We start from the raw sequence: 17,960 nt of genomic DNA, 5'->3' as shown, positions 1-17,960 counted from the left end.
CGATGACCGCGCCCACACGCCGGCTGTCGTTGCCGGAATTCGTGATGCTGATGGCGATGCTGTCGGCGACCATCGCCTTTTCCATCGATGCGATGCTGCCCGCTCTGCCACGTATCGGGGCAGAGCTGTCGCCCGACAATCCCAACGTGGCGCAGTTGGTCATCGTGTCTTTCGTGTTCGGGATGGGGATCGGCACCTTTTTCGCCGGGCCGCTGTCGGATGCCTTTGGGCGCAAGCGCGTGATGCTGATCGGTGCCGGCATCTACTGCGTGGGCGCGGCGCTTGCCACCATCGCGCCCACGCTGGAAATGTTGCTGGCCGCCCGCGTGTTGCAGGGGCTGGGGGCCAGTGGTCCGCGCGTCGCGGCGCAGGCGATGATCCGCGACCTCTATTCCGGGCGGGACATGGCGCGGGTGTCGTCCTTCGTGATGATGACCTTCGCACTGGTGCCCGCGATCGCGCCGTTGATCGGGGCCATGATCATTGCGGGGTTCGACTGGCGGGGGGTGTTTGTGACATTTGTGGTCTTTGCCATCGTGTCCGGCGGCTGGTTGGCCCTGCGTCAGCCGGAAACCCTGACCGAGGACAAGCGTCGTCCCCTCAACCTGTCGCGCCTGACCACCGCCGCGAAAGAGGTCGTGGCCCACGCCAACGTGCGCCGCGCGATCCTGGTGCAGACGCTGGTGTTCGGCATTCTGTTCGCGACGATCTCTTCGGTGCAGCAGGTCTACGACCAGAGCTTTGACCGCGCCGACAGCTTTCCGCTCTGGTTCGGTCTCGTGGCGATCATCTCCGCTTCGGCCAGCTTTCTGAACGCGCGGGTTGTAGGGCGGCTCGGGATGATCTGGATGATCCGCGCCGCGCTTGCGGGGTTTGCCGCGCTGTCACTGGTGTTGGCAGGGGTCTGGGCCAGCGGAGTGCTGCCGCAGGCCCCGCGCTTTCCCCTGTTCGTGATCTGGCAGGTCGCCGCCTTCTGCCTGGCGGGCCTGACCATCGGCAACGTGCAGGCGGTGGCGATGCAGCCCATGGGGCATATCGCAGGCATGGCCGCCTCGATCATTTCTGCCGTGTCGACCGTCCTGGCGGTGGTGATCGCGGCCCCGATCGGGCTGGCCTTCGATGGCACGCCCCTGCCGCTTTTTGCGGGCGTGGGCGTTTGCGCGCTCCTGGGGCTATGGCTCTCGGCGCGGCTGCAAGAGGAACCGGCCGAACTGACCGATCCCCACGTCGGGCAAAAGATCCGCTAGTCGGCGCGCACCTTGGCCGTGCCCGCGTGCACGGCCAGATCGCGGGCAATGGCAAAGCCGCCCTTGATGCGGTCCCCTTCCTTCGGGAATTCCTGCAGGACGACCAGTTTGTCGCCCTTGATCTTGGCGGTGCCCTTGCGGTCCTTGATGAAGGCCACCAGGCCCTCGGGCCGGGCAAAGCGGTTCTGGTGGAATTCCACGGTCGCCCCCTTGGCACCGACGTTCAGCTTTTCGATGCCGGCGGCCTTGCACATGGCCTTGATGCGAACGACGCGCAGCAGGACATTGACCTCACGCGGCAGGGGGCCGAACCGGTCGATCAGCTCGGCGGCAAAACCCTCCAGCTCTACCTTGCGGTCCAGACCCGACAGTCGCCGGTAAAGCCCCAGCCGCAGGTCCAGGTCGGGCACGTAGCCTTCGGGGATCAGGACCGGCACGCCCAGGTTGATCTGCGGCGACCAATCGTCCGACAGGGCATCGGGCAGATCGGCGGCCCCGGCCTTCAGCTTGGAAATCGTCTCTTCCAGCATCGACTGGTACAATTCGAACCCGACTTCCTTCATGTGGCCCGATTGCTCTTCGCCGATGATGTTGCCGCCCCCACGCAAATCAAGGTCTTGGCTGGCGATGTTGAACCCCGCGCCCAATGCGTCGATCGAGCCCAATGCCTTTAGGCGACGTTCGGCCTGCGGCGTCAGCTTGGCGCGCGGCTTCGTCGTCAGATAGGCATAGGCCCGCGTCTTTGACCGTCCGACCCGGCCCCGGATCTGATAGAGCTGGGACAAACCGAACATGTCGGCCCGCCAGATGACCATGGTGTTGGCCGTGGGGATGTCGATGCCAGACTCGATGATCGTCGTGCTGAGCAATACGTCGTAACGCCCGTCGTAGAAGGCATTCATCCGTTCATCCAAATCGCCCGCCGCCAGCTGGCCGTGGGCGATGACGTAGCTCAACTCGGGCAATTGTTCGCGCAGGAACTGTTCCATTTCCGACAAATCGCTGATCCGGGGCACCACCATAAAGGATTGCCCGCCGCGATAGTGTTCCCGCAGCAGGGCTTCACGCACGGTGACGGCGTCGAACTCGCTGACGTAGGTGCGGATGGCCAGGCGATCCACGGGCGGGGTGCCGATCACCGACAGGTCGCGCACGCCCGTCAGCGACATCTGCAAGGTCCGCGGGATCGGTGTCGCGGACAGCGTCAGGACGTGAACGTCACTGCGCATCTCCTTGAGCCGTTCCTTGTGGGAAACGCCGAAATGCTGCTCTTCGTCGATGACCAAAAGCCCCAGGTCCGCGAACTTGACCTGTTTTGCCAGCAAGGCGTGCGTGCCGATGGCGATGTCCACGGTGCCGTCTGCGATGCCCGCGCGGGTCGCCGTCGCGTCCTTGGGGGTGACAAAGCGGGACAATTGCCGGACCACCATCGGCAGCCCCCGGAACCGGTCCGAGAACGATTTGGCGTGCTGGCGCGCCAACAGGGTCGTGGGCGCGATCACCGCCACCTGCTTGCCCGTGGCGGCGGCGATGAAGGCCGCGCGCATCGCGACTTCCGTCTTGCCGAAACCCACGTCGCCAACCACCAGCCGGTCCATCGGGCGGCCCGACCCCAGGTCGGAGGCGACATCCTCGATGGCCTGCATCTGGTCGTCGGTTTCCTCGTAGGGGAAGCGGGCGGCAAAGGTTTCCCACATATCCGCCGGCGCCTCCAGCATCGGGGCGCGGCGCAGCGCGCGTTCCGCCGCGATCCGCATCAGCCGTTCCGCGATCTGTCGGATGCGTTCCTTCAGACGGGCCTTGCGCGCCTGCCAGGCCCCGCCGCCCAGCTTGTCCAGCAGCCCCTCCTCGGAGCCGAAACGCGACAGCAGTTCGATGTTCTCGACCGGCAGGAACAGCCGGTCCCCGCCCGCATATTCCAGCGTCAGGCATTCATGCGGCGCGCCTGCCGCGTCGACCGTCTCGAACCCGACGAACCGACCGACCCCGTGGTCCACGTGCACCACCAGGTCGCCCACCGACAGGGCCTGTGCCTCGGTCAGGAAATTCTCGGCCCGCCGCTTCTTTTTCTTGCCGCGGATCAGCCGTTCGCCCAGCACGTCCTGTTCGGAAATCACCGTCAGGCGGCCGTCGCCCACGGGCCCCTCGAACCCCCGGTCCAGTGGCCAGATGGCCAGGCCCAGCTCTCCGGAGGCGACCTCGGACGCGCGTTTGATCGGGCGGGCCCCGGCGACGTCCTGATCCTCCAGCAGGCCCTGCAGCCGTTCGCGCGCCCCGCCCGAGTAGCTGGCGATGACGACGGCCCCGGTGCGCCGCTTCTCGGCAATATGCTCGGCCAGCACCTCGAACAGGTTCACGGCCTCCAGCTGCCGCTCGGGCGCGAACGACCGGCCTGCGCGCCCGCCTGCGTCGATGACGCCAGGGCCGGGGGCGGTGGAAAACGGGGACAGATGCAGCACCCGCTTGCCGGTCAGCACCGCGCCAAAGGCCTCGGGCGAGAGATACAGACCGTCGGGCGGCGCGGGTTTATAGACGCTGTCGACGCGGCCCTTGGCTTTCATCGCCTCGCGGCGATTGTCGTACATGTCCAGGATCTGCACCCAGCGGTCGGCGTGATGCGCAAGGCTGGCGTCGTCCATGACCCAGGCGGCATCGGGCAGAAAGTCGGGCAGCGTTTCCAGCGTTTCGTGGAAGAACGGCAGCCAATGCTCGATCCCCTGTGCCTTGCGACCCGCGGTCACCGCCTCATACAGCGGATCGTCCGTGCCCGCCGCGCCAAATTCGATGCGATAGGTCTGGCGAAACCGCGTGATCGCGGGGCCGTCCAGAATGACCTCCGACACAGGGGCCAGTTCGATCATCTTGAGCTGTTCGGTCGTGCGCTGCGTCACCGGATCGAAGCGCCGGAGCCCGTCCAGCGTGTCGCCGAACAGATCAAGACGCACTGGCGCAGGTTCCCCCGGTGGCCAGATGTCGATGATGCCGCCACGCGGCGACCAGTCGCCCTGCTCCATCACCGTGGGGGTCTGGGTAAAGCCCATGCGCACCAGGAAATCGCGCAGCGCCGCCTCGTCGATGCGCTGATCCACGCGGGCGGCAAAGCCCGCACCCTTGAGCGTTGCACGCGCCGGCACCCGTTGCGTCACCGCGCCCAGCGTCGTCAGCAAGATGAACTTGCCCGTCAAACCATGGGCCAGCGCGGTCAGCGTCGACATCCGCGCGGCGGACACGTCGGCGGCAGGCGACACCCGGTCATAGGGCAGACAATCCCAGGCAGGCAGCCGAACGACTGTCGTGCCCGGCGCATGGAACCGCAGCGCGGCGGCCATGGCCTCGGCCCGTTTGTCGTCGCGGGCGACGTGCACGACCGGGCGGCCCCGTTCCAGTTCTTTGAGCAGGACGCGGGCGTCGAACCCCTCGGGGGCGCCCCCCACGCGGATGTGGCCCGCAGGCAGCGGGGCAGTCGCCGTCACGGCGGGCTCTTCGGGGGCGGGCACAGTGTCTGGCATGGCCGTCAGGTAACCGACCGGGGGGGCATGTCAACCGGCGGGGTCAGCCGCCCAGCACGTTCTGGTTCAGATTGACCCACATCCCGAACATCGAGGTCACAAAGATCGAGATCACGCCGACGAATTGCACCTGCTTGCGATGCGCCGCCAGCAGGTTGCCCAGGTCGATGGGGTCCAGCCCTTCGATCTGGCGCGCGGTGCGCAGGTTCAGCCAGGCCACCAGCATCATCGGCAGGAACAGCAGCAGAATCGCCTGAGCGAATTCCACCCAGTACAGGAAGGCCAGCAACGACAGCATCGTCACCGTGAAAAACGTCAATGCGGTCGAAATCAGCCCCGTCGCGTCGGCGATGAACAGCAATCTGCGCGCCTGGATGTTGGCCAATACTTCCATGTCGTGCAGTGCCTGCGCGTTGCCACGCGCCGCCCGCCGCACGGTGTCAAAGGGCACGCCCACGGCCCAGTGGGACGCCGTCGACCACAGCGCCGCAAGCGCGATCCAGAACCACAGGTTCGAGAAGGAGCGGAAGTCGATGACTTCGAACGCGCTTTCCAGCCAAAAAAGATCCAAGGAGGGGCCTGTCGTATCGTTTCTTGCCCCCGTGTCGCCCGGCGGCGGGTGGGAATGCAAGGGGGGCGGGTTGATCGGCAGGGCCGCCCGTGGCACCGATGCCCGAGTGTCACAGGAAGGTCGAGCATGTCCAAATCCCATCCCCCCGCCTTCCCCCTGTCACGCCCGCGCCGGATGCGCCGCACGCCCGCCCTGCGCGCGCTGTCTCGCGAAGATCGGCTTTCGACCGACGACCTGATCTGGCCGGTGTTTGTCTGCGACGGCTGCGCCACCACGCAGGAGGTGCCGTCGATGCCCGGCGTCATCCGCCGCTCGGTCGATCTGACCGTCGAAGCCGCCGCCGAGGCCCACGCTCTTGGCATCCGGGCGATCTGCCTGTTTCCCTATACGGACCCGGCGCTGAAGACCGACCTCTGCGAAGAGGCGTGGAACCCCGAAAACCTGTCGAACCGCGCCATCCGCGCGATCAAGGCGGCGGTGCCCGACATTGCGATCATGACGGATGTCGCGCTGGACCCCTACAACGCGCAGGGCCACGACGGTATCGTCCGGGGCGGAGAGATCGTGAACGACGAAAGTGTCGCGGCGCTGGTCAAGATGGCCCTGGCCCAGGCCGAGGCCGGGGCCGATATTCTGGGGCCGTCGGACATGATGGACGGTCGCATCGGGGCCATGCGCGCCGCTCTGGAAGAGGCGGGACTGATCCATACGACGATCATGTCCTATGCCGCCAAATACGCCTCGGCGTTCTATGGACCGTTCCGCGATGCCGTGGGGGCATCCGGCGCGCTGAAAGGCGACAAGAAAACCTATCAACTCGACCCGCTCAACGCCGACGAGGCGCTGCGCGCCGTGGGCCGCGACATCGCCGAGGGGGCGGACATGGTCATGGTCAAACCGGGCATGCCCTATCTCGACATCTGCCGCCGGGTGAAGGACGCCTTCGCGGTGCCGACCTATGCGTATCAGGTCAGCGGCGAATACGCGATGATCCGGGCGGCGGCGGGCAATGGCTGGATCGACGGTGAAAAGGCGATGATGGAAAGCCTGATGGCCTTCCGCCGCGCCGGGTGCGACGGCGTGCTGACCTACTTCGCCCCCGAGGCCGCCACCCTTATCCGCGCCGGTTGGGACTAGGGGCGCGGCCCGGCGGTGACGGCACCCGCCTGCGCACCTTGTCCGGCAGCACACCTTCCACCCGCGCGCGGAGCGTTTCGGCCGTCACACCTTTTTCCACTTCGACAAGGGGCAGGCCGGCCATCTCGAACACACGCCGCTTGGCCGCGTCGCGGATCTCTGACGTTCCGCCCCGATGGCCGGAGCCATGGTATTCGATGCCGCAAATCGGCAGGTGGCGGTGATCGGTGACAAGGAAATCCACGTACTTCTGGCTAAACGTGCCGCGCGCGGCAAAGGCTTTGTTGCTGTCGCCGGGGTGGCGTAGGGTGAACACCGCAGAGAGGCTGACCTCCGGGCACAGGTAGACATTCCTGTCGGCAAGGATGGCGATCAACATTTCGTGGACGCGCCCCTGTTCGGTGCTCATGATCGGTTTGGTCCGAACCTGGCATCCATCCATCGCAGAGGATTTGGCGGCCACGGTCGTCGACTTTGACCTGCCCCCGCGTGACCGCCCACCTGCCTTGGCGAGCAGGACGAAGACCACCGCGATAAACGCGATGGCAGGAATGGCGATGTCATCTTGAATCATGGGGCCCACGCAGATTTCGTCCCACGAGGTTCGCCGTGGAATGGTGCATCCGTCTGACGATGATGGGACGGGATCGGGGCCATTCGTTCGGTGCCTGGCGTCAATCGGTCGGATCATGGCCGTCCGTGGCGCCGACCGTCCTGTCGGATCTGAGTATTTGGGCCGAGAAGAAGATCGGGCGGCGGGGCAGGGGCCGCCGCCCGGTCCGCTCAGCCGTGGAGCGTGGCGCGCAAGCGGCCCAGATGGTCGTCCCAGCCCTTGTCCAGGTTCAAGGTCAGATCGAAGGCCTCTGCCGTATGCGGCAACCCCTCGTGGATCAGGGCCAGTTCGGTTCCGCCCTCCACCGGGGTCAGGGTCCAACGCACGGTGCTGACGGCATCGCCCATGGGCTTGACGGTGAAGCTGTAGTCGAGGTGCCGGAACGGCTCTGCCCGCAAGACCTCGCCCCAGATCAGCAGATCGCCGGATGTGGTGCCGAACATCTCGAACCGGCCTTCGACCAGCGGTGCCTTTGGGGCATGAAACCACGTGGACAGCTTGTCGGGATCGGTCAGATAGGCCCAGACGGTTTCTGGTGTGGCACGCAGGTAGATCGTCTTGCGCAGGGTACGGTTGGTCATTGGGCGTCCTTTTCGATCTCGGATTTCAGGCGGGCGAGGCGGTCGTCCCAAAAGGCGTCGAAGTAGCCGAACCAATCGACCACCCGCCGCAGCCCGTCGGGGTTGAGCGCATTGACCTTGCTGCGACCTGCGGCGCGCACGGTGATGAGGCCGCCATCGGACAAAACGGACAGGTGTTTTTTCACGGCGGCGCGGGTCATGTCGAAATTCTCGGCCACTTCGGCGATGGTCATGTCGGACCGCGCGAGGATCCGCAGGATCTCCCGTCTGGTCGGATCCGAGAGCGCGCGGAACCCGGCCTGTTCTCGGGCGGCAGTCATCGCAGGATGTTCTTGCATGGCGGGGGCATGGGGTGTCCTTGTGATACCATTTGGTATCCTTTTAATATGATACCTAGGGGTATCACGTCAAGCCGCCCGAATGTCCGACCATCGCCCTCTCTCGCGGGTCGGTTTGATCGCCGCGGCGTCAGAGCGTGGCGGGGGGAACGGCTCCCGATCCCGCCGGGATATGGCCCGGGGTAGATCTGGGTATAGCCATGTCTGCTGATCGGCCTGCCGGGTCGCAGGGTTTGCGCGCGCAGGCTGACGCGCCGGGAATGATGCGCGATCACGGTGCCAGGCGGGCGTGGTCGATGAACCGGCGACCGACAGCCCCCGTCGCGACAAGATCCGGTCCCAGGCGGCACGGGATCGGCGGTCCTGCCGTCGACGCCAACGGCGGGCCGGGTCGGAGCACGGTGATGATCCGGTAAACGATCAGGCACGACGCCCCGGCACGGGTCGACACCGAACGCGGAGCTTCCCGCCGTCCGGACCTGTGGCGCTGGGACCGGTTGTGGGGGCCTAGGCCCCCGTGCCGATCGGACAGGTCACGCCGGTGCCGCCGATCCCGCAATAACCGCCGGGGTTTTTCGACAGGTATTGCTGGTGGTAATCCTCGGCGTGATAGAACGCGGGCGCGGGCAGGATCTCGGTTGTGATCGTCCCCAGGCCGGCGTCACGCAGGCGCGGGGTCATGGCATCCCTGGTGGCCTTTGCCGCGGCGGCCTGCGCCTCGGTGTAGGTATAGATGCCGGACCGGTACTGCGTCCCACGGTCATTGCCCTGCCGCATGCCCTGCGTCGGATCGTGGCCTTCCCAGAACACGCGCAGCAGGGCCTCGTAGGGGATGACCTCCGGGTCATAGATCACCCGAACGACCTCATTGTGCCCCGTCTGACCGGAACAGACCTCCTGATAGGTCGCGTTCTCGGTGTGGCCGCCTGCATAGCCCACCAAGGTCATATGCACGCCCGGCAGCGTCCAGAACATCCGCTCCACGCCCCAGAAACAGCCCATGCCGAACATGGCTTCGGCCATGCCGTCGGGCACCTCGCCCGACAACGGGCGGCCAAAGACATGGTGCGTCTCGGCGGTGGGGATGGGGGTGGGGCGGCCGGGCAGGGCCGCGTCGGCGGTGACCATCTCGGGCGATTTGCGCAGCAGATTGAACATCGTATCCTCCTGTCGGGTCTGACGGATATATGGGGCCGCTACTCCGCCGCCGCCAGTCCTCGGGCCAGCACGGTTTCGTGCCCCTCGACCGGGTGCCGCGGCACCAGCAGCGACAGGCCCAGCGATACCAGCGCCATGCCCGCGGCCAGCACAAAGACCGCCATAGGCGAGGTCAGCCACAGATACCCCAGCGAGGCGGGCAGGAACACGGCCGCGATATGGTTGATCGTAAAGGCCACGGCAGCGGTGGGGGCGATGTCGCCGGGGGCCGCGATCTTCTGGAAGTAGGTCTTGATCGCCAAGGCCAGCGAGAAAAAGATATGGTTCGTCACATACAGCAGCGCCGCAGCCCAGACGCCCCAGTCAAACGCATAGAGCGCGGCATACAGCACGAAGATCGTGAACAGCCCGGCATATTCCAGGATCAGCGCGGCGCGTTCCCCGAAATGGCCCACGGCCCGGCCCACCAGCGGCGCAGACACCATGTTGATCGCCAGCGTTGCCATGAACAGCAGCGTCACCTGATGGACGTCCAAGCCGTACCGCTCGACCATCATGAAGCCTGCAAAGACGATAAAAATCTGCCGCCGCGCGCCCGACATGAACTGCAGCGCGTAATACAGCCAGTACCGTCGGCGCAGGATCATCTTCTTGACCTGTGGATGCGGGCTTTCGAACTGCGGATAGACAAAGAACGCGGCCACGGCGATCACCGTGGTGAACCCGCCGGCGACCCAATAGACAAGGTCATACGACAGGTCGAAGGCCCGCCAGGTCAGCACGATCAACCCATATGACACCAGCGTCGCGGCAGATCCGATGGACAGCAGGATGCCCAGCATCCTGGGTGCGCGATCCTTGGGCAACCATTGCAACTGCAGCGACTGGTTTACGGTCTCGTAGTAATGAAAGCCGATGGACGACAGCAGCGTGATCGTCAAAATTCCGCCCAGCGACGGGAACTGCGCCGTCAGCGCGGTCGCCACCCCCAGCAGGATCAGCGCGATCAACGCCAACACCTGTTCGCGCACAAAGATGATGATGGCGATGACCCCCACGGCCAGGAACCCGGGGATTTCCCGCACCGTGTGCAGCCAGCCGATGTCAGACCCGTCGAAGCCCGCCACTTCGATCGTGAAGTTGTTCAGCAACGCCGACCAGGTCGCAAAGGCCACGGGCATCCCGAAGGCCATCAGCATCAGCATTGCTTCGGGGCGCCGCCAGACCGGCAGGTCATGGGCATGGGACAGGGGGAACAGGCGCATGGCCGTCAGCTAGACCGGTGTCACGTCCCTGTCCATTGACGATCCGTGAAGACGCGCGCCTCGACAGACGCGCAGACGGCCCGCGTCAGGGCGCGACATGCCCACGCAGAAAGGCCAGCTGTCCAGCCACCGCCTGATCAAAGATCGGCCCCGGATGCCAGATCAGGCCAAAATGCCCGCCCGGGATGTCCATCCAGTCCCTTGGTCCGGCAAGGGCATCGTAGACGGCGCGCTGAACGGCTGGATTGCAATGCACCATCTCATCATCCTGCCCGACCATCACCAACGTGGGCATCGTCAGATAGGGCGCGGTCAGGATCGGGTGGAACGGCACCTCGGTCGCGGGGATCATCCGCGTGGCCTGGTTCTGCCACCGCGATCCGTGCCGCCCGCCGTATTCGATGAACCAGCGGAACGCCTGGATCGGCTGTAAAAGCGAGGGGGCGTTGATCTGGTCGGCCGAGACGACGGGCAGCGGTCCGACCCGCTCCGCCTCCGACCCGCTTACGTCCCCCTCTGCCAGGATACGGCCGAGTGCCGCCAGCGCATCGTCGCTGGCGGCACAGTCTGGCAAGGCCGGCCCGCAGGCGGGGATCTGCGCGATGATGGCGGCCACGTCCGGGATCAGGGCCCCCGCCACCAGGACGATCATCCCGGAATAGCTGTCCCCCCAGAGGATCACCTCGCGCGATTCGTCCTGCGCGCGCAGGAAAGCCACCGCATCACGGATGCCGCGTGCCTGAACCCAGGGGTTGATCTCTTGCCGGGGGATGCCGCCGCTGATGCCAAATCCTGCGTGATCATAGAGCAGCACATCGTAGCCCGCCGTATGGAACGCCTCGGCGTAGGCGTCGATCGCCATGGTGATCGTGGCGGATGTCCCGTGCGCCATGACCACCGTCGGGCGCAGGCCCGGACCATGGCTGTAGAACCGACCTCGCAGGGTTGCGGGACCGGAGGGAAATTCGATGGGCTTGAACATGAGCGCGTGACCTCCGGAAGGGGCGGGTGCTGTCGCCCGCCCACCGCAGTCTAGCCGATCCGTGCCGTCCCGTCTGTGCGCCGGGACATGTTACCCCAAACCGTGAAAACCAACCACCGGGTTTCCCCCAAAACGGGGCAAGTCAGCTGGCCAGCACGTTGCGGAACAGCCAGGGGTCGGCCTCGTCGATGTCTTCGGGGAAATGCTGCCACCGGTCCTGCAGCGGGGTCCAGTCTGTGAAATGCGCCTCGACCGGGCCCAGGTAGGGCGTCTGGATTTCCAGACAGCGGGCGTGGTCGATTTCATCGGTCTCGACAATGCCCGCGTTCGGGTTTTCCAACGCCCAGACCATCCCCGCCAGCACCGCGCTGGTGACCTGCAAACCGGTCGCGTTCTGGTCGGGGGCCAGGGATTTCGCCTCTGCGTTCGACAGGCGTGACCCGTACCACAAAGCATTCTTTTCATGACCAAAAAGCAGAACACCCAGTTCGTCTATACCCTCGACGATTTCGTCCTCGGACAGGATATGATGCACCTGCTGCTGCTTGCCGGAGCCGAACATCTCATGCAGCGACAAGACCGCGTCGTCACAGGGGTGATAGGCATAGTGGCAGGTCGGCCGGAATTCGGGCCATGACCCTTCGCCGACCGTGTAATAGTCCGAAATGCTGATCGCTTCGTTGTGCGTGACCAGGAACCCGAACTGCGGCCCCGGTGTCGGGCACCAGCTGTGCACCCGCGTGATCGCACCAGGCCGGTTCATCCAGATCGCGGCCTGACATCCCGTTCCGTGACGGCGCGCATTCTCTGGCAGCCAGGTCTCGTGCGTGCCCCAGCCCAACTCGGCCGGTTGGAAGCCTTCGGCGATAAAACCTTCGACAGACCAAGTGTTTACAAAGACGTCGCGGGGGCGCGGCGTGCGGCGGGCCTGGGTGTCCCGTTCTGCGATGTGGACACCTTTGACGCCCAGGGACTGCATCAAACGTGCCCAGCCTTCGCGGTTGGTAGGTGTCGTCGCATCGCGGCCGATGTCTTTGGCCAGACGCAGCAAAGCGGCCTTCACGAACCAGCTGACCATGCCCGGATTTGCGCCGCAGCAGCTGACCGCCGTGGTCCCGCCCGGGTTGGCGGCCTTTTCGTCGCGGACCTTCTGGCGCAGGGCGTAATTGGTTCGCGCCGCGTTTTCGCGATCGTCGAAATAGAACCCTGCCCAGGGTTCGACCACCGTGTCGATATAGGGCACTCCGATTTCACGACAGAACTTCATGAGATCCAGAGAAGACGTATCTACCGAAAGATTAACGCAAAATCCCTTGCCGGGGGTCAGAACCTCGCCCAGCACCTCGCGATAATTCTCGGGTGTCAGCGCGACCTGGCGGTGGGCGATGCCGCGCGCGCGCAGCTCCTCGCAGCCCTTGTCGGCAGGTTCGATGACCAGGAACTGATCGCGGTCGTAGTCGAAATGCCGTTCGATCAAAGGCAACGTCCCGCGCCCGATGGATCCGAAGCCGATCATCACCACGGCCCCGTCAATGCGGGCGTGGACGGGGTGGGACGAAGTCTCGGTCATCGGAATCCTCCTGCAGTCTCAGGGCGCGCATAGGCCATCTGGGGGCCGAATGGAATGTTAGAGTGGGGCAACCCATGTCTGCGACGGCGGTCGTGCGAACCGGTCGCAGCCGCGCCAGACCCGGTCGGCTGGATTGTCCGGCCCGCCGCCTGCGCGCGCATGTGGCAGCGACGATACCGGATTGCGATCAACCACAGGCACAGACCCGAAGGGGCGGGATGGGCATTCGGCATGTCGGGCAAAAAACTTCATTCAAAGTGCTTAATTTTACAGCCTTATCTGTGAAGTAGGCCCATGCGCAACGCTTTGGCCAACGCCTGTTCCCGGCTTTGCGCGTTCAGCCGTTCGCGCGCGGCGCGCAGGTGTTTTTGCACGGTAGCCTCGCTGATGCCCATGCGCCGAGCGATTTCCTCGTTGCCATGCCCGTCGGAAAGATACAGCAGCACCTCCCGCTCGCGCCGGGTCAGGCGGGTGCCCGGCAAATGCACCATCCCGGCCGCGCGGGCCGTGACGGGGGGTGGCACGGCCGCGGCGATGACGGTCGAAAGCAGATGGACCTCCGCGCGGCGGGCCGGGCTGAACCGGTCGGCCTCTGTGGCGTCAAAGCCCAACACCACCATCCCGCCGTCGTCCGGGTGCGAGCCCGCAAAAGGTGTGCCGTAGCAGAACCCGTAACCGGCCTCGTGGATCTGGTGGTTCAACTCGAAGGCCGCGGTGCTGCCTGCGTCGGCGCGCGTGAGAACACCGCCGCGGTAGCTGACGGGTTGCAGACGTGTGGCACCGTCCACGAAGGGATCCAGGGTCATGAACCCCTGCGAAACGTAGTCGTCCAGCCACGCATTGTTCATGTTGCTGCGCATCCACAGAAGTTCGCCGGACGACAGGGACCCCGCGCCGATATTGAGCGCCTTCGCCCCGAACCGCGACGCCAGCGCGGTTGCGACCGCCCAGATTTCGGCGTCGTCCTTCAGAAGGGCCATCGTCTCCGACGCATCGAGAAGGGCCTGCATCGTGGTCTTTTCAAGCATGGGGAAACCGCAGCTGCATGGGCCGCAGGTTATGATCCAAGTCCAAGGCATGCAAAGAGAAAGCCAGTCCTGAAGGTGCGGGACCATCTACGGGTCGTCCCCGTCTGCGGCGGTTCGCACATGAGGGCCGGACCCCGACCGGACGGCCCGTCTGTCGTCTGGTGACGCAGACGCCTTGGTTGCCGCGCCCTTCGTCGCCGGTCAAAGGTGACATGGGTACGCACGGTAACCGCCAGCAACAGCCGTAAATGATCCGGGATCGGGGTATCGGTGCCGAAAGCAACCGTGATGACGCGGCTGGGATCCGTGCCAGCGGCGAAATGACTCTCTGTGCGTATATGCATACAGCCCGCGTCCCCAAGCTGATGGTTCAGTTCGAAGGCCTTGTCGCTTGGGGCTTTGTCTTACGTCATCCGGGCTGCAGCGACCTGCAGAGGTCCGCCCGACGCAGGGCGGTCTGCACCATCGGATCGACGCACACGAACTCCTGCTGGATGTCGTCGGTCAGCCAGGGCGATGTCATGGAACTGGATCGCCCGAGCACCTGCTGGGTGGTGCGATCCAGGTCGGCGACGTTCAGGGCGGATATGCCTGCGTCGCTGCAAGTATCGACGGCTTTCTGCCAGATGGCGGTCCCCAACCCGGAGGCGAGGCTGTCGGTGATGTCGGTCAACCTGTTGAGGGTCAGGGTTTTATCCTGGTGTTTCTGCGCGGTCCTGACAGCCGAGCACAGAATGACAAAAGCCGCCCCGATCTGGGGCGGCTTTCAAACCGTTGGCGAATGTCGACGCCTTAGTTCTGGGCGTAGTATTCGATGACCAGGTTCGGCTCCATCATCACCGGGTAGGGCACGTCGCCCAGGCCCGGCGTGCGCACGAAGGACGCGGTCAGCTTGGAGTGGTCGGCCTCGATGTAGTCAGGGACGTCACGTTCGGCCAGTTGCACGGCTTCCAGCACGACGGCCAGCTGCTTGGACTTGTCACGGACCGAGATCACGTCGCCTTCCTTCACGCGGTAGGACGGGATGTTGACGCGCTTGCCGTTCACTTCCACGTGGCCGTGGTTCACGAACTGACGGGCAGCGAAAACGGTGGCGACGAACTTGGCGCGGTAGACGACGGCGTCCAGGCGACGCTCCAGCAGGCCGATCAGGTTTTCACCGGTGTCACCCTTGACGCGGGCGGCTTCGACGAAGATGCGCTTGAACTGCTTTTCGGTCAGGTCGCCGTAGTAGCCTTTCAGCTTCTGCTTGGCGCGCAGCTGCAGGCCGAAGTCGGACATCTTGCCCTTGCGGCGCTGACCGTGCTGGCCGGGGCCATATTCGCGGCGGTTCACTGGGGATTTGGCGCGGCCCCAGATGTTTTCGCCCATACGGCGGTCGAGTTTGTACTTGGCAGAGGTGCGTTTGGTCACCGTCTGATCTCCTTCTCAAGTGCCCCGAAGGGCGTGAAGGGCGTTGTCCTCTCGGGCCATGTGACCCGTGACAGGCATCCCCTTGCGGGGGCCACCAACACCAATGGAAGCCGCCCTTTAGAAGGGGGGATGCGGGGTGTCAAGCGATGGGGGTCAGGACAGGTAGCGCGGCGTGCCTTCGCTGCGCAGGATCGCCACCTCGGCGCCGGTCAGGCACCGACGAGCGTGGGCCCCGTAGGTTGACGGATCGCGGTCAATGCCGGGCGCGTGGCGGTGCAGGCCGGACAGCTCATCTGCGGTCAGGTGGTCCAGTTCGGCGTCGCCGGGGTGGAAGCTTTCGACCTCCACCCGGTTGGCCCAAAGGATCTGGTGCCGCGCGAACAGCAGGTGGATATAGGTCACCTCGCCGGGGCGGAAATCGCGGGTCACACGGTGGTCGTCGATCAGGTCGCGGGCGCGGACCAGAACCTCTGGCTCGCCCCACAGGGCGCGGGCCTTGGGCCCGGTCAACATCACCTGATGTCCGGGCGAAACAAAGAGATCCGGCTGCGGCTCTCCCTCGCCCAGGGCCCCGGCCCGAATACGGATCGGGCGCAGATGAGGGGCTTGGGCCAGGCGGGTCTCGGGGATCTGGTGCACACCCATCCACAGCAATTCCTGCGGTCCGTCATCGCGGGTCAGTACACGGTCACCGGGATAGAGCGCCTCGACCGGGCGGGGGCCGTCCTCTGTCAGGATGCGGGTGCCGGGGGTGAAACAGATTGTGTCGCGGGGCGTCGCCGGGGTGGGGGCCTTGGCCGCCTGCACAATCGTCAGATCAGTGTCGCAAGGCGGCAGGTTGCCAGCAAACAGCAGAAGCATCTCGCCCGCGGCGGTGACGCAGGGCCGTGCTTGCCACCGGGTTATGCCATCGCTGAGGATCAGCGCGCGCGCTGTATCGCCCGGATCCGCAGGAAAGGGCCGCGCGATTTCCCCGCGGGACCGTGTCAGCTTGGCCACTGTGCCGGGGACACGATTGCGCAGCTCGGCAAAGCCCGCCCCATCGCTGAGCAAAAGCGCGGCGCGCGCACCGTCAAGACGCTGCGTCGGGCCGGTCCAGCGGAAGGTTGAGTGGATTGGAAACGGGTAAAGGGTGGACAGGCTCCGCCCGTCCACCCGAACCTGATGAGCGGAGATAACCTGTGCCTGTGCACATGTCCCCAACATGCCCGCCTCGTCTGTTACCGAGTATTTTCTTATCGTTGTTTCGGCCACTGCCCGACCGCTGCAAGCTTGATAGCCGATAGGTGATTCGCAGGTCAAACGCTGATTCGCGAATCATTAAGATTTCTGTCAAATCCGCTCAGGGACGGTCGGCAAAGATCAGCCGGTCGGTGTCGTAGCCGTTGAAGTCCAGCACCGTCAGCGCCGCGCGCAACCTGTCTTGCGGGATGGACGGATCACGGTTCAGAATCCAGCCCGCGCGTCCATCGGGCTGTCCCACGACGGCAGTGCGATAGGTCTGATCGGTCCAGAGCACCCAATAAGGGGCCACAAAGGGAACGCCGCTGAAGGTCACCTCCAACCGTCCCGGCCCCGTCAGCCGCGCGGTGCCGGTGATCGATTGCGAAGGCTTGCCGCCAGCATCCAGACAGGTGTTGCGGATGGACAGGATGCCGTCCTGCGGTGCACCGTAGTCGGCAATCGCCCCGGCACAGCCCGACTGGAACGGCACCGGAAAGCGCGCGATTTCGTACCAGCGACCGGCATAGCGGGCGGGGTCGAAGTCGGCCTTGGACGCAATGGGCACCCCGATGTCGCGATATCCGGGCAAAAGCGGCGCCACCACGGCGGTGCTGCACCCGGCCAGCAGAACGGCGGCGAGCAGGGCCCTCATCTCGGCATCGGAATTTCGACCATGGGTTGACCGGCCAGAATGGCGCGCGCGTTCGCGCCCATCAGACCGGTCAATGCCGGGTCGCGGGATCGCAGGCCGCCGGTGTAGGTCCCGTAGGCCGGCAGGATCAGCCGCCTGTCGTCGCGCAGGAAACAGGGCCGCGTCACGGCCCGTCCGCGTAGGGTGATCGCGGCCTTTGGGTGGTAGTGGCCCGAAACCTCGGCCCGGTCGGCATCCGTGGCGATGTGGCAGAAGGTGAGGGGGCCAAGCGTCAGGCATTCAACTGCCCGCCCCGGCAACCCCGGTGGCGCCGGGTCATGGTTGCCCGTGATCCAGGTCCAGTCGCGCCCCGCCATCAGGCGCGCGATATGGTCGCGATGGTCCGGGGCCAGTGCCTCGGCGGCGGCAAGATCATCGAAGCTGTCCCCCAACAAAACGACATGCCCGGCCCCGGTGTCCAGCACATCGTCCTGTAGGCGGCGCAGGGTATCAATGACCTCGTAGGGGGGCAGCAGGCGACCATCGCGGCGGGCGTGTCGTTCGGATTTGCCAAGGTGCAGATCGCTGACCACCAGGACATCGTGCGCAGGCCAATGCAGCGCGCCAGAGGCCCGCGCGATCAGCCGTTCGCCAGCAAAGGAAAAGGGATGGTGGTTCGCCATGTGTTCTCTT

General features: G+C 65.3%; 17 protein-coding genes. 2 read left to right on the top strand and 15 right to left on the bottom strand.

Going from position 1 to position 17,960, the window contains the following annotated elements:
• Nucleotides 1–2 precede the first annotated feature (2 nt).
• Nucleotides 3–1,247, top strand: coding sequence for a multidrug effflux MFS transporter (locus K3551_RS17095; protein ID WP_259916045.1), 1,245 nt, complete (start codon nt 3–5; stop codon nt 1,245–1,247).
• Here K3551_RS17095 and mfd read toward each other — a convergent pair.
• Together mfd and K3551_RS17085 are read right to left on the bottom strand one after the other, a co-directional pair.
• A complete protein-coding gene (gene mfd, locus K3551_RS17090; protein WP_259916043.1) occupies nt 1,244–4,756 on the bottom strand; it encodes a transcription-repair coupling factor in 3,513 nt (1,170 codons plus the stop codon). The genes K3551_RS17095 and mfd overlap by 4 nt on opposite strands.
• A 43-nt stretch (nt 4,757–4,799) precedes the next feature.
• Complete coding sequence (locus tag K3551_RS17085; RefSeq protein WP_259916041.1) at nt 4,800–5,327, bottom strand: component of SufBCD complex; 528 nt, start codon at nt 5,325–5,327, stop codon at nt 4,800–4,802.
• Nucleotides 5,328–5,453: 126 nt separating this feature from the next.
• Here K3551_RS17085 and hemB point away from each other — a divergent pair, with 126 nt between their 5' ends.
• Nucleotides 5,454–6,464 carry a porphobilinogen synthase gene (hemB, locus tag K3551_RS17080; RefSeq protein WP_259916038.1) on the top strand — a complete coding sequence of 337 codons (1,011 nt, stop codon included), beginning with the start codon at nt 5,454–5,456 and terminating at the stop codon, nt 6,462–6,464.
• On the opposite strand, the gene K3551_RS17075 is transcribed toward hemB, so the two are convergent.
• From K3551_RS17075 to pdeM, 13 genes are all read right to left on the bottom strand, one after another.
• Nucleotides 6,442–7,038 carry a DUF2726 domain-containing protein gene (locus K3551_RS17075; protein ID WP_259916035.1) on the bottom strand — a complete coding sequence of 199 codons (597 nt, stop codon included), beginning with the start codon at nt 7,036–7,038 and terminating at the stop codon, nt 6,442–6,444. The two genes, hemB and K3551_RS17075, sit on opposite strands and share 23 nt — an antisense overlap.
• Nucleotides 7,039–7,247: 209 nt before the next feature.
• Nucleotides 7,248–7,658 carry an SRPBCC domain-containing protein gene (locus tag K3551_RS17070; RefSeq protein ID WP_259916033.1) on the bottom strand — a complete coding sequence of 137 codons (411 nt, stop codon included), beginning with the start codon at nt 7,656–7,658 and terminating at the stop codon, nt 7,248–7,250.
• The gene (locus K3551_RS17065; protein ID WP_259916030.1) at nt 7,655–7,978 is read right to left on the bottom strand and encodes a helix-turn-helix transcriptional regulator; all 324 of its coding nucleotides are present in this window, start codon (nt 7,976–7,978) and stop codon (nt 7,655–7,657) included. Before K3551_RS17065 ends, K3551_RS17070 begins: the two co-directional genes overlap by 4 nt.
• A 525-nt stretch (nt 7,979–8,503) precedes the next feature.
• The gene (gene msrA / locus K3551_RS17060) at nt 8,504–9,154 is read right to left on the bottom strand and encodes a peptide-methionine (S)-S-oxide reductase MsrA (protein ID WP_259916027.1); all 651 of its coding nucleotides are present in this window, start codon (nt 9,152–9,154) and stop codon (nt 8,504–8,506) included.
• A 38-nt stretch (nt 9,155–9,192) separates the two neighbouring features.
• Nucleotides 9,193–10,419 carry an MFS transporter gene (locus K3551_RS17055; protein WP_259916024.1) on the bottom strand — a complete coding sequence of 409 codons (1,227 nt, stop codon included), beginning with the start codon at nt 10,417–10,419 and terminating at the stop codon, nt 9,193–9,195.
• An 85-nt stretch (nt 10,420–10,504) separates the two neighbouring features.
• Nucleotides 10,505–11,401, bottom strand: coding sequence for an alpha/beta hydrolase (locus K3551_RS17050; protein WP_259916021.1), 897 nt, complete (start codon nt 11,399–11,401; stop codon nt 10,505–10,507).
• Nucleotides 11,402–11,543: 142 nt separating this feature from the next.
• Entirely contained in the window at nt 11,544–12,971 is a 1,428-nt protein-coding gene (locus K3551_RS17045; protein WP_259916019.1) for a homospermidine synthase, read from the bottom strand.
• A gap of 275 nt (nt 12,972–13,246) precedes the next feature.
• Entirely contained in the window at nt 13,247–13,981 is a 735-nt protein-coding gene (locus K3551_RS17040) for a response regulator transcription factor (protein WP_259916018.1), read from the bottom strand.
• Nucleotides 13,982–14,408: 427 nt separating this feature from the next.
• Nucleotides 14,409–14,672, bottom strand: a complete 264-nt coding sequence (locus K3551_RS17035; protein ID WP_259916015.1) for a hypothetical protein — start codon at nt 14,670–14,672, stop codon at nt 14,409–14,411.
• Nucleotides 14,673–14,791: 119 nt separating this feature from the next.
• The gene (gene rpsD / locus K3551_RS17030; RefSeq protein ID WP_259916011.1) at nt 14,792–15,412 is read right to left on the bottom strand and encodes a 30S ribosomal protein S4; all 621 of its coding nucleotides are present in this window, start codon (nt 15,410–15,412) and stop codon (nt 14,792–14,794) included.
• Nucleotides 15,413–15,565: 153 nt separating this feature from the next.
• Complete coding sequence (locus tag K3551_RS17025) at nt 15,566–16,618, bottom strand: Hint domain-containing protein (protein WP_259916007.1); 1,053 nt, start codon at nt 16,616–16,618, stop codon at nt 15,566–15,568.
• A 136-nt stretch (nt 16,619–16,754) separates the two neighbouring features.
• Nucleotides 16,755–17,288 (bottom strand): lipocalin family protein, encoded by a 534-nt coding sequence (locus K3551_RS17020; protein WP_259916005.1) that lies wholly within the window; start codon nt 17,286–17,288, stop codon nt 16,755–16,757.
• Nucleotides 17,285–17,950, bottom strand: a complete 666-nt coding sequence (gene pdeM, locus K3551_RS17015; protein WP_259916003.1) for a ligase-associated DNA damage response endonuclease PdeM — start codon at nt 17,948–17,950, stop codon at nt 17,285–17,287. The genes K3551_RS17020 and pdeM overlap by 4 nt, the downstream gene beginning before the upstream one ends.
• Between the last annotated feature and the right edge of the window lie 10 nt (nt 17,951–17,960).

Source organism: Jannaschia sp. M317, from assembly GCF_025141175.1.
In the GTDB taxonomy this organism is placed as follows: Bacteria; Pseudomonadota; Alphaproteobacteria; order Rhodobacterales; family Rhodobacteraceae; genus Jannaschia.
This window is presented reverse-complemented; position numbering and strand designations above follow the sequence as displayed.

What these genes read in the sequence shown, in the direction of transcription:
- K3551_RS17095 (WP_259916045.1), top strand. Translation starts at nt 3, where the DNA reads ATGACCGCGCCCACACGCCGGCTGTCGTTGCCGGAATTCGTGATGCTG.
- mfd (WP_259916043.1), bottom strand. Translation starts at nt 4,756, where the DNA reads ATGCCAGACACTGTGCCCGCCCCCGAAGAGCCCGCCGTGACGGCGACT.
- hemB (WP_259916038.1), top strand. Translation starts at nt 5,454, where the DNA reads ATGTCCAAATCCCATCCCCCCGCCTTCCCCCTGTCACGCCCGCGCCGG.
- K3551_RS17075 (WP_259916035.1), bottom strand. Translation starts at nt 7,038, where the DNA reads ATGATTCAAGATGACATCGCCATTCCTGCCATCGCGTTTATCGCGGTG.
- K3551_RS17070 (WP_259916033.1), bottom strand. Translation starts at nt 7,658, where the DNA reads ATGACCAACCGTACCCTGCGCAAGACGATCTACCTGCGTGCCACACCA.
- K3551_RS17065 (WP_259916030.1), bottom strand. Translation starts at nt 7,978, where the DNA reads ATGACTGCCGCCCGAGAACAGGCCGGGTTCCGCGCGCTCTCGGATCCG.
- msrA (WP_259916027.1), bottom strand. Translation starts at nt 9,154, where the DNA reads ATGTTCAATCTGCTGCGCAAATCGCCCGAGATGGTCACCGCCGACGCG.
- K3551_RS17055 (WP_259916024.1), bottom strand. Translation starts at nt 10,419, where the DNA reads ATGCGCCTGTTCCCCCTGTCCCATGCCCATGACCTGCCGGTCTGGCGG.
- K3551_RS17050 (WP_259916021.1), bottom strand. Translation starts at nt 11,401, where the DNA reads ATGTTCAAGCCCATCGAATTTCCCTCCGGTCCCGCAACCCTGCGAGGT.
- K3551_RS17045 (WP_259916019.1), bottom strand. Translation starts at nt 12,971, where the DNA reads ATGACCGAGACTTCGTCCCACCCCGTCCACGCCCGCATTGACGGGGCC.
- K3551_RS17040 (WP_259916018.1), bottom strand. Translation starts at nt 13,981, where the DNA reads ATGCAGGCCCTTCTCGATGCGTCGGAGACGATGGCCCTTCTGAAGGAC.
- K3551_RS17025 (WP_259916007.1), bottom strand. Translation starts at nt 16,618, where the DNA reads ATGTTGGGGACATGTGCACAGGCACAGGTTATCTCCGCTCATCAGGTT.
- K3551_RS17020 (WP_259916005.1), bottom strand. Translation starts at nt 17,288, where the DNA reads ATGAGGGCCCTGCTCGCCGCCGTTCTGCTGGCCGGGTGCAGCACCGCC.
- pdeM (WP_259916003.1), bottom strand. Translation starts at nt 17,950, where the DNA reads ATGGCGAACCACCATCCCTTTTCCTTTGCTGGCGAACGGCTGATCGCG.